Raw genomic sequence first — 15,710 nt, 5'->3', positions numbered from 1 at the left:
CGTGTCGGTTCGGGGCGTCGGCGTTTCGCGTCGGCGCCCCGAGGCGGCACGCTGGGAGAAGACGTCCGCGGCAGTCCGCGGACCGGAGGAGAGGAAGATCCGTGTCCCGTATCGCAGTCATCGGAGGAACCGGCTACGCCGGGAGCCACATCGTCGCCGAAGCCGTGCGGCGCGGCCACACCGTCGTCTCGGTCGCCCGGTCGGTACCCGCCGAGCGCCTCGAGGGTGCCACGTACATCGAAGGCACCGTTCTCGACGTGCCCGGCCTGACCGCCGAGCTCGAGGGTGTCGACGTCGTCGTCTCGGCCGTGGCGCCGCGCGGCGACATGCTCGGCAAGCTCCGCCCCGCGATCGCGCAGCTCGCCTCGGTCCTTCCCGAGTCCGTCCGTCTGGGCGTCGTCGGGGGAGCGGGCGGCTCGCTCGTCGCCGAGGGCGGCCCCCGCCTCATCGACACCGAGGGCTTCACCGACGAGTACAAGCCCGAGGCGTCCGAGGCCATCGGCATCCTGGAAGACCTTCGAGCGGGCGCGTCCGATCGGGACTGGTTCTACATCCACCCGGCCGGCGGATTCGGCGTATGGGCACCGGGCGAGCGCACCGGAACCTACCGCGACGGCGGACACGTCCTCGTCGTCGACGAGAAGGGCGACTCCTTCATCTCCGGCGCCGACTTCGCCGTCGCCGTGCTCGACGAGATCGAGAACCCGAAGCACTCGCGCGACAACTTCGCCGTCGGGTACTGACGCGGCGAACGACGACGGCGCCGTCCCCTCGGGGCGGCGCCGTCGTCCTGTCGTCAGACCAGGTCGCGCCAATCGATGACGTCGGTGTCGGTCGTCGGCACCTCGCCCGTGGCGGGAGCGGTGGCATCCGCGATCGTCGCGAGCGACATCGTGTCGGTGGGCGGACCCATCACGGTCGCCTCGTCGCGGCGGTGGCGCAGGACGTCGTCGATGTAGGAGGTCACGACCTCGGCCAGCGGAACGGACCGGCCCCGCGCCTGCGACATGTACCAGCGGTGCTCGAGCACCTGGTGGAAGACCTCGGCGGGTTCGAGCTTGGCGCGCAGGTCGAAGGGGATCGCCATGACGATCGGCTCGAAGACCCGGGTCAGCCACTCGTGCGCGACCATCTCCTCGTCGGCGCCGAGGCGCGACACGCGCGCGCGGAACTCGTCCAGGTCGTTGAGCAGGCGCCGAGCCTGGTTCTCTTCGACGTCGAGTCCGGTCAGCCGCAGCAGACGCCGTTGGTGGTGCCCGGCATCCACGACCTTCGGCTGGATCGAGACCTGCGTGCCGTCGCTGGCGGTCTTGATGGACATCTCGCCGATGTCGAAACCGAGGGCGTTCAGCCGGTGCACGCGTTCGGTGATGCGCCAGGACTCGTCGACGGCGAACGTCTCCTTGTCGGTGAGGGCGCCCCACAGCGAGTGGTACGACGACACCAGGCCGTCGGCGACGGCGATGGCATCCACACCGCCTTCGAGCCGACCACCGGCCTCGAGGTCCATGATCTCGCCGGCGATGTTGGTGCGGGCGATGTCGAGGTCGTGTGCGCGCTGGCCCGGAGTGAGACGGTTGCCGTGCAGTTCGCCCGTCTCGGCGTCGACGAGGTACGCGGCGAACTCGCCCGCGTCGCGGCGGAACAGCGTGTTCGACAGCGACACGTCGCCCCAGTAGAACCCCACGTTGTGCAGGCGCACGAGCAGGACGGCCAGGGCGTCGACCAGGCGCGTGGCCGTGTGCGGACGCAGGACCTGGGTGAACAGCGCGCGGTACGGGAGCGAGAACTTCAGGTGCGCGGTGACCAGCGCCGCCGGGAGCGGGCGGCCCGAGGCGTCGGTGCGCCCCGCGATCACGGCGACCCGGTCGACGCACGGCGCCGCGAGACGGTCGAGGTTGCCGAGCATGTCGTACTCGCGCCGAGCCATCTCCTCGGTCGTCTCCTTGATCGCGACGACGCGACCGGAGAGGTTCGCGAACCGGACGAGGTGCCGCGAGATGCCCTTGGGGAGGGCCACGATGTGCGAGCTCGGCCAGTCGGCGAGGCCGGTCGACCAGGGCAGCTGCAACAGTCCGGGGTCGACCGCGCTGGCGGTGATGCTGAGGGATTCGGCCACGGTTCCTCCGGGGAAAAGGGTGCGGCGCGGGGAGTCGTGGAAGACTCCCCGCGCCGCGACGGTGCGTGAGATCAGGCGGAGGCGATGGCCTTGTCGGTCAGACGCTCGCCCGACTCGAGGTCGAAGACGTGCACGTGACCGGGGACCGGCGCCAGCACGACCGTCTCGCCCGCGTTGGGGTGACGGCGGCCGTCGACGCGCGCGACGATGTCGGTGCGCTTGCCGTTGATGTCGGTGTGGCCGTAGAGGTAGCCGTCGGCGCCGAGCTCCTCGACGAGGTCGACGACGACCGACAGGCCGCGACCGTCGGCCGGGGCGACCTGGATGTCCTCGGGGCGGACACCGATGGTGACCTCGCTGCCGTGCGCCTTGCCGATGACGTCGGCCTCGACGGGGACGACGAGGTCGCCGAAGCGGACGCCGCCCTCGGCCAGGTCGACCGTGAAGAGGTTCATCGCGGGCGAGCCGATGAAGCCGGCGACGAAGACGTTCTTCGGCTTCTCGTACAGGTCGCGCGGGGTGCCGACCTGCTGGAGCAGACCGTCCTTGAGCACCGCGATGCGGTCGCCCATGGTGAGGGCCTCGGTCTGGTCGTGGGTGACGTAGACCGTGGTGACACCGAGGCGCCGCTGCAGCGACGCGATCTGGGTGCGGGTCTGGACGCGGAGCTTGGCGTCGAGGTTCGACAGCGGCTCGTCCATGAGGAACACCTGGGGCTGACGCACGATCGCGCGGCCCATGGCGACGCGCTGACGCTGACCACCGGAGAGGGCCTTGGGCTTACGGGTCAGGTACTCCTCGAGGTCGAGGAGCTTGGCCGCCTCGAGCACGCGAGCCGCGCGCTCCTCCTTGCCGACACCGGCGATCTTCAGGGCGAAGCCCATGTTCTCGGCGACGGTCATGTGGGGGTACAGCGCGTAGTTCTGGAACACCATCGCGATGTCGCGGTCCTTGGGCGGCACGTCGGTGACATCGCGGTCACCGATCAGGATGCGGCCGGAGTTGACCTCTTCGAGGCCCGCGAGCATGCGGAGCGACGTGGACTTACCGCAGCCGGAGGGGCCGACCAGAACCAGGAACTCGCCGTCGGCGACTTCGAGGTTGAGCTTGTCGACCGCGGGGCGGGTACCGCCGGGGTACAGGCGGGTTGCGTTGTCAAAGGTGACGGACGCCATTTCTTCTTCTCCTTCACCGGCAGGTACGTGCCGGACGATCCGTAGTGAATGGAATGAACGGGGGCGACCCCGTGCGCGCGACAGTGGGCGCACGGTCAGTATCGCACGTGTCTGGTCATTTCTCAGCCAGGCTTACTACCATCGATGCTCGTTCGCCTACCCGTGCGTTCCCATCATCGTCAGCGGTCTCCGACCGCGCCCGAGAGGTCCCATGTCCAACGACCAGACGCCGAATCTGCCCGCCGAGAACGCCCGCCGGGAGGCGGTGCGTGAGAAGGCGCAGCAGGTCAAGGCGCGGCAGACGCGGGCGCGGATCGTCCGTCGTTCGCTCGTGACGATCGGTGCCGTCGCCGTCGTCGCCATCGGTGCCGCCGGCGTCACGTATGCGCTGTCGTCGCGCGACGGTCGTTCCCAGGCGCTTCCGGATGCGGCGTCCGACGACGGCTTCGTCGTCACGGCGGCCACCGGCATCGCCGACCCGCGTGCCGACCAGACCGTCGACGGCAACGCCTCCGCACTGGCCGCCGAGGCGACGCCCACCGAGACCCCCACGCCCACCCCGGCGCCGACCACGACCGCGGCCCCGGTCGACATCCGCGTCTACGTCGACTATCTCTCCGCCGAGGCGCGGGAGTTCCAGCTCGCCAACGCCGAGCAGCTCTCGAAATGGGTGTCCCAGGATGCCGCGTCCCTGACGTACTACCCGGTCGCGATGCTCACCTCGAAGTCGAACGGCACCAAGTACAGCCTCCGGGCCGCCGGCGCCGCCGCGTGCGTCGCGACGCACGCGTCCGACAAGTTCTTCGCCTTCAACCACGAACTCCTCGTGAACCAGCCCGCCGTGGACTCCGACGGCTACAGCGACGAGAAGCTCGCCGACATGGCCCAGGGCGCCGGGGTGAGCGACCCCGACACCGTGCGCGCGTGCATCGAGGACGAGACCTTCACCGCGTGGGCGAAGGCTGCCACCGACCGCGCCATCAAGGGCCTGCCCGACACCAAGGGGCAGGCGTTGACGGCGACCCCCACGGTGCTCGTGAACGGCACGCCCTACGTCGGCCGCATGGACGACCCGAAGGAGTTCGCCCAGTTCGTGCTCACGGTCGACAGCAACGCCTACTACTCCACCGCGACGCCGACGCCCACGGCCACCCCGAGCACGACGCCCGCGGGCTGAGCGCCGTTGGGAGGTTGCGGCCGACGTCCTGGCCCGCCGTCGAGTCCGTGGCCCCGGTCGCATCGACTGCTCATCTCGGGGAGGCCACGCCGATCGCTATCGGATCCGTCACGGCCCATATGGACTCGGATGTCGTGTCTTCGGCTGCCTTCGCCTTCAGCGGATTTCCCGCGGTGAGGGCGATCGACGGAGCGCCCAGGCCGCTCCGGTCAACATGGCGCGGCGCGACAAAATCCCCATGATCCCCCCGGGGGGATTCGTGACTCGGTGCACACACGAGGGGTGACGCCTGGCGCGGGGCCACACCAGAGCCTTCATCCGTGCGCGGTCGCAGGGTGCGTGTGGCATGACGTCGTGCGCGCCTCATCGACGGTATCCCGCACCGTGCGGGCGGTGACGCGGTCGTAGCTCGATAGACTCTTGTTCTCCGACCGCCGTGTCGGGTTGCGGGAGACGGACCTCCCCCGCAGATCAGGTCCGCGGAATTCCGCGGCTCGCCGGCTTGGCGCAATTGGTAGCGCACCGTACTTGTAATACGGGGGTTGCAGGTTCAAGTCCTGTAGCCGGCACTTCACGGATTGTTCGCGTGCGGCTCCGCCCGCGCGCCACAGAGGATGACGCGGGCCACGGAATCTGCGTAGTCTGGTGCCATTCGCCGGTCCTTGGGGGAGTCGCCGCTGAAGTGTGCGCGACGAGGACCGGCCTGGGGGGTCCTATGCGTTACTTGTCGTCCATTCGAGCGGCGCTGTGATGGTCGAGTCGATCCGCATCGCAACACCTGCGCAGGACAAGCGCGCGTCGGCCAACTATCGTCCGGAGATCGAGGGCGTCCGCGCCGTCGCAGCGATCCTGGTGGCGGTGTTCCACATCTGGCTCGGTCGTGTCTCCGGCGGTGTCGATGTGTTCTTCGTGATCGCGGGGTTCCTGACGACGATCACTCTTCTGGGGCACATCACCCGAACGGGTCGGGTGAGCGCCTCCGGCTATCTTCTCCGCCTCGCCGCGCGCCTGTTTCCCGCCGCGGCGGTGGTTCTGGTCACTGTGGGACTGCTGACACCGGTCTTTCTGGTGAGTTCGCAGTGGCAGCAGACGTTCACGGAGATCCTCGCTTCCGCGCTCTACGTGGAGAACTGGTGGCTGTTCAAGTCGGGGAACGACTACCTCGCGCGTGACAACTTTCAGTCACCCGTGCAGAACTTCTGGGCGATGTCGGTTCAGGGGCAGTTCTACGTCATCTGGTTGGTGTTCTTCCTGGTGGCCATGCTGATCGTTCGGGCTCGTCTGGCGAAGGATTCTCGTCGCGCATTGACCCTCCTCGTCGCGGTCGGGTCCGTGGCTTCTCTCGCATACGCGGTGTACGCAGTCGGCGTGAACCAGTCGGAGGCCTACTACAACACCTTCGCCCGGGTGTGGGAGTTCGGGCTCGGGAGCCTCAGCGCCCTTCTTCTGTCGGGTGTGGTCCTGCCCGGCATCCTGAGGGCGATCGCGGGATGGGTCGGCCTTGCGGGGATCGTTCTCTGTGGGTTCGTCTTGAACGCCGGAGCGACCTTCCCGGGTCCGGCGGCTCTCTGGCCGACGATGGCGGCGGTTCTGGTGATCGTGTCGGGCACCGGCGGTCCCGCCCGAGGTGGTGTGCAGAATCTTCTCGCTCGACGCCCTCTCGTGTGGTTCGGCGGGATCAGCTACGGCTTCTACCTGTGGCACTGGCCGATCCTCATCCTCGTCATCGAGGTGACCGGAGACCGTCCCGATCTCGCGACCGGGGCGGGCATCATCGTCTTGGCCGCCGCCCTGGCTTGGCTCACCCATGTGTGGGTCGAGAAGCCGGTCACGCGTTGGATCCACGTGCCATCTTCGCGAGTACGTCCCTGGGCTCCGGTCTTCGCGCTCGCGCTGGTCGCGGCCCTCGCCGGCGGCGGCCTGGTGGCGACCGACCGCGCCACGGACAGCGACCTGCGCGCGACGGCCGAGCTGGCGTCCGTCGGTGACGACTGCTTCGGCGCCGGGGCGGCGGATGCGGCGTGCGGGCCGGAGGAATGGACCGAGAGTCTTCCGCGGCTGAACGCCAATCTCGATAGGTCTCCTCTGGAGTCGACGAAGTGCCGCACGTCGACGACCGGCGTCGAGGTGAAGCGATGCACCTTCGGGGCCCAGGGCTCGGACCGACGGGTACTGCTGATCGGGAACTCCCATGCGGCCGCGCTCCTGCCCGCGCTCGTGACACTCGCCGAACGGAACGGCTGGGAGGTCACGACGTATTACAAAGCCAACTGCGTGTTCAATACCGCACCTCGTCGGGATGATCCTCCGCGTGAGGTGCGCTCCTGCCTGGCGTGGGGCGAGTCTGTGAGGGCGGAGCTCGCTCAGATGCCGCCCTTCCTCTTCGCGTTGAACAGCTATTCCGCCCGCAAGTCCGTCTTCCTCGATGCCGCCGGGAAGCCGAGTGAGGAGGCCGGGATCGCGGGGTTTCGCGAGGCATGGGCCCCGCTCATCGCTTCGGGCACACCGATCCTCGCGATCGCGGACAACCCGGTCGTGGATGCCGTGCGCGATCTGAACTGCACGTATCGTCCGGGGTCCGCCGAGAACTGTTCCGTGGACCGTGACGTTGCCTTCGCGGAGTCAGACCTCATCATCGCGGCCGCGCAGGGAACCGCTGGTGCCTACGCCTTGGACCTCACTGACGTGTATTGCGACGAAAGCCGCTGTCCGCTCGTCATCGGAGGAGTGAAGGTTCTCCGCGACAAGGGCCATTTGACCAAGACGTTCGCGGCGACGCTGGCCCCGCTGATCGGCGACGCCGTGTCGGTCATCCCCGGGGTGGGTGCGGCGGAATGACCGTCGGGTCGTGGTGGTCCGCGGTGGTTGAGGTGGGCGACGGAACACTGCGCTCCTCGAACCGTCGTTTCATCCACTCCCGCGCGGCCGCGTGCGCGCGTGCCTCCGTTCGACTGAACCCGTGAGCGACGGCGGGCCGGCCAGCATCCCAGCCAGACCACTTCCATCGCGTCCGCGACACCTGTTCCACCTCGACGTAGAACGGTTCCATGTTCATGAGCGCCCCCCTGGCCAGCGGCACCGGTCGAGGATGCTCCCCCCATGGGCGCACAACCGGGGCACGTCTACCCGTGACGTCTACTATGCCAAATCGGATGGACGGATGTCGGCCTTTCGGGGGACACCGGTCGGCTCGGACGGCGAGACACCGGCCGCCGTCAGCGCATCCCCACCCGTAGCCACAGCACGCCGTGTGCCGGCACGGTCAGGCCGCCGGCGAGCCCGGCGGGGCGGTCGGCGATGAGGTCGACGGCATCCGGGTCGAGACCCGACAGGGTCAGCGCGTCGATCTCGATCGCGTGATCGGCGACGTTGGCGACGACGAGCACCGCGTCGCCGGCGTCTCCGGGGCGGAGGAACGCGACGACCGAGTCCACGTGCGCGTCGAAGGCGATGAGCTCGTTGCCCGCGAGTTCCGGCGTCGACCGGCGGACCGCGATGAGACGCGTGAGTCGCGAGAACACGCGACCGGCGGGGGTCGTGGCATCCGTCCGATCGGCGTAGTTCTGCTCGGGACGGTGCGGGCGGTGCACCCACCGGCTGTCGCCGGCCTCGGCGCGGTTGCGACGGAAGGAGTAGTCGTTGAGCTGCGCCACCTCGTCGCCGAGGTACAGCAGCGGGATGCCGCCGGTGGACAGCGCGAGCGCGTGCGCGAGGATCACGCGGTCCTCACCGCCCGCGTCGCCGGCCTCGATCCCGGCGAGCGAAGCGGTGGTGCCGGTGATGCGGGCGTCGCCGGTGCGCGGGTTCTCCTGGAACGGCACGCCCCGCGAGAACGACCCCTCGACCCGGCCGACGTAGAAGTCGTTGAGGAAGCGGCGGTGCGGATACCCCTGGATGCCGAGCTCTTCGGCATCCTCGTCGGCGAACGTCCAGCCGATGTCGTCGTGGCTGCGCACGTAGTTGACCCAGGCGGTCCCCGCGGGCAGGGCATGACGACGCTCGAGGGCCTGCTGCAGCAGTCGGCCGTCGCGGGTGGCGAGCGCCTCCCACGTCAGCGCCATCTGCAGAGGATTGTAGGAGAGCTGGCACTCCTCGGGGGAGATGTACGACACGACCTCGTCGGGGTGCACGATCGCCTCCGACTTGAACAGCAGGCTCGGGGCGGCCATCCGCAGGACGGCGTTGAACGCCTGGAGGAGCAGGTGCGCCTCGGGCAGCGACTCGCACGTCGTCCCCAGTCGCTTCCAGATGAAGGCCACGGCATCCATCCGCAGGATCTCCACGCCCTGGTTCGCGAGGAACAGCATCTCCCCGGCCATCGCCTCGAAGACCGCGGGGTTGGCGTAGTTGAGGTCCCACTGGAAGTGGCAGAACGTCGCCCAGATCCACCGGCCGTCGGGCAACTGCACGAACGAGCCGGGGTGGTCGTCGGGGAAGATCTCGCGCGTGGTCCGCTCGTAGGCGTCGGGCATCTCGCGGTCGGGGTAGATGAGGTAGAAGTCCTCGTAGCCGGGCTCGCCCGCGACGGCCTTCTGCGCCCACTCGTGCTCGTTGCTGGTGTGGTTGAAGATGAAGTCCACCACCAGCGAGATCCCCGCGTGCCGCAACTCGGCGGCGAGGGCGGCGAGTTCGTCCATCGTGCCGAGCGCGGGATTCACGCGCCGGTAGCTCGACACCGCGTAGCCCCCGTCGCTGTTGCCCTCGGGGCTCTCGAACAGCGGCATGAGGTGCAGGTAGGTGAGACCCAGTTCGCGGAAGTACGGGATGGATTCGCGGATGCCGCGGAGCCCACCGGCGTAGCGGTCGACGTAGCAGACGCCCCCGAGCATGCGTTCGCCCTCGAACCAGTCCGGTGTGCTCGCCCGCTCGCGATCCACGTCCCGGAGTCCCGCCGGTCGCTCGGCCCACGACCGTCGGGCGAGGTCCACCACGGAGGCCAGACGTTCGACGCCGTCGGGGCGGTCGCCGTACAGCCGGCGGAACAGGTCGTGCAGCCGCGGGAGATGCAGCTCGACGTTCGCGAGGAACTCGCGGTCCACTCGCGCGGCGGTCAGAGCGGACAGGATCTCGGCGACGTCATCGGGGCCGGCGGTGAGGTGAGGCACGCGAAAAGCCTCGCGCATCCGGGCCGTCCGGTCCACACCGGCGCGCGGGCACGTACGATCGACGACGGCCCTCGACGCGAGCGGCCGGGGGAGAGGATCCATGTCTCACCGACGATCGCCGGGGATCGCGGTCCTCGGCGCCGTGCTCATCGGGGCGCTGACGGCTCTGCAGGCGCGCGTCAACGGATCGCTCGGCGGCGAGCTCGGCGACGGCGTGCTCGCGGGCGGGATCTCGTTCGGGTCGGGGCTGGTCGTGGTGCTCGCGATCGCCGCGGTGCTGCCCGCGGGGCGCGCCGGGCTGTCGCGTCTGATCGCGGGGGTCCGCGAACGCTCGATCCCGGCATGGATGCTTTTCGGCGGTGCCGCGGGAGCGTTCACCGTCGCCTGTCAGGGCCTCGCCGTGGCCACGATCGGCGTCGCGCTGTTCACGGTCGGCTTCGTCGCGGGCCAGACGACCGGTGGACTGCTGCTGGATCGCTTCGGCCACGGTCCCGCCGGCGTCGTGCCGGTGACCGTTCGCCGGGTCGTCGGCGCGCTGCTCGCGCTCGCCGGTGTGGCCGTGTCGCTCGCGGGCGACCGGGTGGGCGGCATCCCGGTCTGGATGCTCGTCGTGCCCGTGATCGCCGGGGCCGGTGTCGCGTGGCAGCAGGGGACGAACGGGCGCTTGCGCCTGCAGGTGCAGAGCCCCCTCGCGGCGACGGTCGTGAACTTCGCGGGCGGGACGGCGGTGCTCATCGTCGCGGGGCTCGTGCACGTCGCCCTCGTCGGTGCTCCGCGTGCCCTGCCGGCCGACCCCTGGCTGTACCTCGGCGGCGCCATCGGCGTCGTCTACATCTTCTTGTCGTCGGTGATCGTCCAGCGCACCGGCGTTCTCGTGCTGGGCCTCGGATCGGTCGTGGGCCTGCTCACGACCTCGGTGATCCTGGATGCCGTCTGGCCCGCGCCCGCGGCACCGCCGGTGCTCGTGGCCGTGGTGGCGGCGGCGGTGGCGATCAGCGGAGTCGTCGTCGCGGCGGTGCCGTGGGGGAGCCGACGACCCGCGCGCTGATCGCCGCCGCGGGTCAGAGGCGCGCCTCGTCGACCTTCCGACGCTTCTTGCCGCCCGGCATCCGGGACAGGTGCTTCGCGGCATCCACGGTCTTGCGCCGGGTCGGGCGGGAACGCACCGGCTTGCCCCCGACGTACAGCCACCCCAGCAGGACCTCGCCCTTGGCCAGCCCGTGGGCCTTGGCGAGAACCTTGCCGCGGGTGTTGTCGTCGGTGCGCCAGAAGACGCCGAAGCCGGCCTCGTCGAGAGCGAGACTGAGCATGTGGGCGACCCCGGATGCCACGGCCTCCTGCTCCCACGCGGGGATCTTCTTCGAGCTGAGATCGGCCACCACCGCGATGATCAGCGGCGCGCGACGCGGCTTGGAGGAGTACCCCTTCTTGCCGTCGGCCTTGTTCAGAGCGCGCGCGAGGACGTCGCGGTCGGCGCCGCGGATCTCGATGAGCCGCCACGGCCGCAGCGACTTGTGGTCGGCCACGCGTCCGGCCGCGGCGACGAACGCCTCGAGCTCGGGTCCGGTGGGGGCGAGGTCGGTGACCTTCGACCACGACCGGCGGTCGCGCATCGCCTCCAGCGCGCTCATGCCTCGTCGGCGGGGGTGAAGCTGAGCGACAGGGAGTTCATGCAGTAGCGGTCGCCGGTGGGCGTGCCGAAGCCGTCGGGGAAGACGTGACCGAGGTGAGAGCCGCAGTTCGCGCAGCGCACCTCGGTGCGCTGCATGCCGTGACTGTTGTCTTCGATCAGCTCGACCGCTTCGGGGCGCACCGACTCGTAGAAGCTCGGCCACCCGCAGTGCGAGTCGAACTTCGTGCCGCTCTGGAACAGCTCGGCACCGCACGCGGCGCACGTGTAGAGGCCGGCGCGGCTCTCATCGAGCAGCTCGCCGGTCCAGGCGCGCTCGGTGCCGGCCTGGCGCAGCACCGCGTACTGGTCGGGCGTGAGTTCTGCCCGCCACTGGTCGTCGGACTTTTCGACGGCGTAGGTCATGGATGGTCTCCTTCGTCCCCTCCATTGTCGCGTGTCCAGGACCCGCGATGCCCGTCACGGCATAATCGCCGGGATGGACCAGGATGCCGTGACCGCCGTCGTCGCCCGCTACGGACGCTTCGCTCGCGAGGAGGCCCCCGGCCGCTCCCGGGTGTACGAGGAGTGGGCGCGACGGGTCGAGACCGACCCGGACGTGGCCGAGGTCCTGGCGCGGATCCCGGACACGCATCGCCAGCCGCCGCTCGTCTTCGCCGTTCTGCGTCTCCTCGGAGCGCCCATGGACGCGGACGACGCGTGGGCCGCCTGGATCGTCGCGCACGCCGACGTCATCGTCGCGGAGTGCGGGCGGCGCGCCCTGCAGACCAACGAGCCGCTGCGGTGCGCCGCACTGCTCCCCGCGCTGTCGCTCATCGAGGGGCCGATCGCGCTGATCGAGATCGGCGCGAGTGCCGGACTCTGCCTGTACCCGGACCGCTACTCGTATCGTTTCCGGACCCCCGGCGGCGTCGTGAGGAGCCTCGACCCGTCGGACGGGCCGAGCCCGGTGATCCTCGAGTCCGACCTCGAGGGCGATCCGTCCCTGCGCCTCCCCGACGTCGTCTGGCGGGCGGGCATCGACCTGCAGCCGCTCGATGCGCGCGACGAGGGCGACCGTGCCTGGCTCACCGGGCTGGTGTGGCCGGGGGAGGAGGGGCGACGCGAGCGCATCACGGCGGCCCTCGACATCGCTGCCGCCGACCCGCCGCTGCTCCTGGCCGGCGACGGGGCGGCCGCCCTGCCGGACCTCGTCGCCCGCGCCCCGCGCGACGCCACGATCGTGGTGACGACGCCCGGCGTCCTCGTCCATGTCCCGCGCCGTCACCGCGGCGACATCATCGCGGCGGCCCGAACCGCGGGGCGGTGGGTGACCCTGGATGCCGCGGGCCTCCACGAGGCGTGGGCCACGGCTCCTGAGCTGCGTCCCGGGGGCTTCGCCCTCGCGCTCGACGGCGCGGTGCTCGCCAGCGTCGATCCGCTCGGTGCCTGGGTGGCGTGGCATCCGGGATCCGCGTATCGCGCGCAGTAGCGTGGCGTCGTGCCTCTCTCCGACCGCGACCGCGCCTTCCTCGTCTTCGAGGGGGAGTGGCGTCGCCACGGCGGTGCGAAGGAGGAGGCGATCCGCGCGGAGTTCGACCTCTCGCCGGCCCGTTACTACCAGTTGCTGGGGCGTCTGCTCGACGATCCGGCGGCCCTGGCGTCCGACCCCATGCTCGTGCGGCGCCTCCGTCGTCGCCGCGAGGAGGCCGCTGAGCACCACCGCGCGCGCCTCGGGCGCACGGCGTCACGCTGATCGGACGCTCGGGCACCGACCGGTAGCATCGTCCAATGCCCAGATCGACCTTCCCTCGGGATCGCTTCGACGACCTTGCGGACGGTGACGGCCGCGTTGGTGCCCACCGCGCCGAGCGCCCCCGCTCCCGCGGATGGCTCATCTTCCTCTGGGCCACACTGGCCACGATCGTGCTGGTCATCGTGGGGATCTTCGGGGTGCTGGTGGCCTCCGGGCGCATCTCGACGGCTTCCGACCCGGAGCCGACGCCGACCGTTTCCGAGACCACTCCACCGGCCATCGACACCTCTTACTCCGTCGTCGTGCTCAACGGCACCGCCGACGAGGGGCTCGCGGGCAACCTGCGCGATCAGATCGTGGCGCTCGGGTGGTCGGGCGACATCGTCCAGACCGGCGACTCCGACACGACCGACTTCGCGACGACGACCGTGTACTACCGGACACCCGCTGACGAACAGGCCGCGCGCGGCCTCGCTGCCGCGATCGGCGGCGCGGAGGTCGCGCAGAGCGATTTCCTCCAGCCGACGGATGATCCGAACACCTCGGACGACGAGAGCGCCGAGAAGCGCCTGGTCGTGGTGATCGGTCTCGACAGGGCCTCCGAGCCCACCCCCTGAGCCCCCGCGGCGGCGCGTGTTTCCGCGGCGTAAAAAGTTGGATGCCGCCGTGTCAACAATGGCTCCCCGGGCCGGAATCACGCGGTTCCTCGTGCTTACGATGACCTCGTCGTTCAGCAACAGGAGAGTTCGCATGGCCCAGGGCACCGTCAAATGGTTCAACGCCGAGAAGGGTTACGGTTTCATCACCGTGACGGACGGCCAGGACGTCTTCGTCCACTACTCGAACATCGAGATGTCCGGCTTCCGGGTCCTCGAGGAAGGACAGTCCGTGGAGTTCACGGTCGGGTCCGGCCAGAAAGGCCCGCAGGCCGAGTCGGTGCGCCTCATCGCCTGACCTCCCTCCCTTTCCCGCACGCCGCGGTCCCCGCTCTCGGGGGCCGCGGCGTCGTCGTCTCCCGGCGTCTCGCGTGGCTTGCACTCCCCAGGGGCGAGTGCCAGAATGAGTTAGCACTCGCTTTCGTCGAGTGCCAAATCTGGAAGTCACCCGTCCGGGAGGGACGACACACTTATGGCAAAGATCATCGCTTTCGACGAAGAGGCCCGTCGCGGTCTCGAGCGCGGCCTCAACACCCTGGCCGACGCCGTCAAGGTGACCCTGGGCCCCCGCGGTCGCAACGTCGTGCTCGAGAAGAAGTGGGGCGCCCCCACGATCACGAACGACGGTGTCTCGATCGCCAAGGAGATCGAGCTCGACGACCCGTACGAGAAGATCGGCGCCGAGCTGGTCAAGGAGGTCGCCAAGAAGACCGATGACGTCGCCGGTGACGGAACCACCACCGCGACCGTCCTCGCTCAGGCGCTCGTGCGCGAGGGCCTGCGCAACGTCGCGGCCGGCGCCGACCCCATCTCGCTCAAGAAGGGCATCGAGAAGGCCGTCAAGGCCGTCACCGACGAGCTGCTCTCCTCCGCCAAGGAGGTCGAGTCCAAGGAGCAGATCGCCGCGACCGCGTCGATCTCCGCCGCCGACCCCGCGATCGGCGAGCTCATCGCCGAGGCCATCGACAAGGTGGGCAAGGAAGGCGTCGTCACCGTCGAGGAGAGCAACACCTTCGGCACCGAGCTCGAGCTCACCGAGGGCATGCGCTTCGACAAGGGTTACATCAACCCCTACTTCGTCACCGACCCCGAGCGTCAGGAAGCGGTCTTCGAAGACCCGTACATCCTGATCGCGAACCAGAAGATCTCGAACATCAAGGACCTTCTGCCCATCGTCGACAAGGTGATCCAGGAGGGCAAGGAGCTCCTCATCATCGCCGAGGACGTCGAGGGCGAGGCTCTCGCGACGCTCGTGCTCAACAAGATCCGCGGCATCTTCAAGTCGGTCGCCGTCAAGGCTCCCGGCTTCGGCGACCGTCGCAAGGCGCAGCTGCAGGACATCGCGATCCTCACCGGCGGCCAGGTCATCACCGAAGAGGTGGGCCTCAAGCTCGAGAACGCCACCGTCGACCTGCTCGGCCGTGCGCGCAAGGTCATCATCACCAAGGACGAGACGACCATCGTCGAGGGTGCCGGTGACTCCGCGCTGATCGAGGGTCGCGTGACCCAGATCCGCCGCGAGATCGAGAACACCGACAGCGACTACGACCGCGAGAAGCTCCAGGAGCGCCTCGCCAAGCTCGCCGGTGGCGTCGCCGTCATCAAGGCCGGTGCCGCGACCGAGGTGGAGCTCAAGGAGCGCAAGCACCGCATCGAGGACGCCGTGCGCAACGCCAAGGCCGCCGTGGAAGAGGGTGTCGTCGCCGGTGGTGGCGTCGCGCTCATCCAGGCCGGCAAGACGGCGCTGGCGAACCTCGAGCTCGTCGGTGACGAGGCCACGGGTGCGAACATCGTGCGTGTCGCCATCGAGGCTCCGCTGAAGCAGATCGCGCTGAACGCCGGTCTCGAGCCCGGTGTCGTCGCCAACAAGGTCTCCGAGCTGCCCGTCGGCCACGGCCTCAACGCCGCGACCGGTGAGTACGGTGACCTGTTCGCGCAGGGCATCATCGACCCCGCCAAGGTGACCCGCTCCGCGCTGCAGAACGCCGCGTCGATCGCCGGCCTCTTCCTCACCACCGAGGCCGTCGTCGCCGACAAGCCCGAGAAGGCCGCCGCTCCCGCGGGCGACCCGACCGGTGGCATGGACTTCTGATCCACGCCTGAGCGACCAGAG

Annotated in this window: 14 protein-coding genes and 1 tRNA gene; 10 read left to right on the top strand and 5 right to left on the bottom strand. The window is 69.6% G+C overall.

Features of this window, described 5'->3' with window-relative positions; translation table 11 throughout:
* The first annotated feature begins 101 nt into the window (after nt 1-101).
* Entirely contained in the window at nt 102-743 is a 642-nt protein-coding gene (locus tag BGO45_RS04630) for an NAD(P)-dependent oxidoreductase (RefSeq protein WP_292691316.1), read from the top strand.
* A gap of 53 nt (nt 744-796) precedes the next feature.
* On the opposite strand, the gene BGO45_RS04625 is transcribed toward BGO45_RS04630, so the two are convergent.
* Nucleotides 797-2,119, bottom strand: a complete 1,323-nt coding sequence (locus BGO45_RS04625; RefSeq protein WP_076494119.1) for a DUF4032 domain-containing protein — start codon at nt 2,117-2,119, stop codon at nt 797-799.
* A gap of 71 nt (nt 2,120-2,190) precedes the next feature.
* Nucleotides 2,191-3,294: an ABC transporter ATP-binding protein gene (locus BGO45_RS04620; RefSeq protein ID WP_292691315.1), complete on the bottom strand. Its 1,104-nt coding sequence runs from the start codon at nt 3,292-3,294 to the stop codon at nt 2,191-2,193.
* A 211-nt stretch (nt 3,295-3,505) separates the two neighbouring features.
* Here BGO45_RS04620 and BGO45_RS04615 point away from each other — a divergent pair, with 211 nt between their 5' ends.
* The 3 genes from BGO45_RS04615 (at nt 3,506) to BGO45_RS04605 (ending at nt 7,309) form a co-directional block, all read left to right on the top strand.
* Entirely contained in the window at nt 3,506-4,471 is a 966-nt protein-coding gene (locus tag BGO45_RS04615) for a thioredoxin domain-containing protein (RefSeq protein WP_292691313.1), read from the top strand.
* A 496-nt stretch (nt 4,472-4,967) separates the two neighbouring features.
* Nucleotides 4,968-5,040 (top strand) — tRNA-Thr (locus BGO45_RS04610).
* A gap of 115 nt (nt 5,041-5,155) precedes the next feature.
* The gene (locus BGO45_RS04605; protein ID WP_292691312.1) at nt 5,156-7,309 is read left to right on the top strand and encodes an acyltransferase family protein; all 2,154 of its coding nucleotides are present in this window, start codon (nt 5,156-5,158) and stop codon (nt 7,307-7,309) included.
* Nucleotides 7,310-7,686: 377 nt separating this feature from the next.
* Here the strand turns inward: BGO45_RS04605 and BGO45_RS04600 are convergent, their stop codons facing one another.
* Complete coding sequence (locus tag BGO45_RS04600; RefSeq protein ID WP_292691311.1) at nt 7,687-9,594, bottom strand: amylosucrase; 1,908 nt, start codon at nt 9,592-9,594, stop codon at nt 7,687-7,689.
* Between the two features lie 82 nt (nt 9,595-9,676).
* Here BGO45_RS04600 and BGO45_RS04595 point away from each other — a divergent pair, with 82 nt between their 5' ends.
* Complete coding sequence (locus tag BGO45_RS04595; protein ID WP_292691310.1) at nt 9,677-10,624, top strand: DMT family transporter; 948 nt, start codon at nt 9,677-9,679, stop codon at nt 10,622-10,624.
* Between the two features lie 13 nt (nt 10,625-10,637).
* Here the strand turns inward: BGO45_RS04595 and BGO45_RS04590 are convergent, their stop codons facing one another.
* Together BGO45_RS04590 and msrB are read right to left on the bottom strand one after the other, a co-directional pair.
* Nucleotides 10,638-11,207: a nitroreductase family protein gene (locus BGO45_RS04590; RefSeq protein WP_076494106.1), complete on the bottom strand. Its 570-nt coding sequence runs from the start codon at nt 11,205-11,207 to the stop codon at nt 10,638-10,640.
* The gene (msrB, locus tag BGO45_RS04585) at nt 11,204-11,611 is read right to left on the bottom strand and encodes a peptide-methionine (R)-S-oxide reductase MsrB (protein WP_076494104.1); all 408 of its coding nucleotides are present in this window, start codon (nt 11,609-11,611) and stop codon (nt 11,204-11,206) included. The genes BGO45_RS04590 and msrB overlap by 4 nt, the downstream gene beginning before the upstream one ends.
* Before the next feature lie 73 nt (nt 11,612-11,684).
* Here msrB and BGO45_RS04580 point away from each other — a divergent pair, with 73 nt between their 5' ends.
* The 5 genes from BGO45_RS04580 to groL all read left to right on the top strand — a co-directional run bounded on the left by BGO45_RS04580 (nt 11,685) and on the right by groL (nt 15,689).
* Nucleotides 11,685-12,677 carry a DUF2332 domain-containing protein gene (locus BGO45_RS04580; RefSeq protein ID WP_292691309.1) on the top strand — a complete coding sequence of 331 codons (993 nt, stop codon included), beginning with the start codon at nt 11,685-11,687 and terminating at the stop codon, nt 12,675-12,677.
* A gap of 9 nt (nt 12,678-12,686) precedes the next feature.
* Nucleotides 12,687-12,941 carry a DUF3263 domain-containing protein gene (locus tag BGO45_RS04575; protein WP_292691308.1) on the top strand — a complete coding sequence of 85 codons (255 nt, stop codon included), beginning with the start codon at nt 12,687-12,689 and terminating at the stop codon, nt 12,939-12,941.
* A gap of 35 nt (nt 12,942-12,976) precedes the next feature.
* Entirely contained in the window at nt 12,977-13,558 is a 582-nt protein-coding gene (locus tag BGO45_RS04570; RefSeq protein ID WP_292691307.1) for a LytR C-terminal domain-containing protein, read from the top strand.
* 133 nt (nt 13,559-13,691) lie between these two features.
* A complete protein-coding gene (locus tag BGO45_RS04565) occupies nt 13,692-13,895 on the top strand; it encodes a cold-shock protein (RefSeq protein ID WP_076494097.1) in 204 nt (67 codons plus the stop codon).
* Between the two features lie 174 nt (nt 13,896-14,069).
* Entirely contained in the window at nt 14,070-15,689 is a 1,620-nt protein-coding gene (gene groL / locus BGO45_RS04560) for a chaperonin GroEL (RefSeq protein WP_292691306.1), read from the top strand.
* The last annotated feature ends 21 nt before the right edge of the window (nt 15,690-15,710 follow it).

Origin of the sequence: Microbacterium sp. 71-36 (genome assembly GCF_001898305.1) — a bacterium.
In the GTDB taxonomy this organism is placed as follows: domain Bacteria; phylum Actinomycetota; class Actinomycetes; order Actinomycetales; family Microbacteriaceae; genus Microbacterium.
Note: the sequence above shows the minus strand (reverse complement) of the source record. Positions and strands in the feature narration are given on the sequence as shown.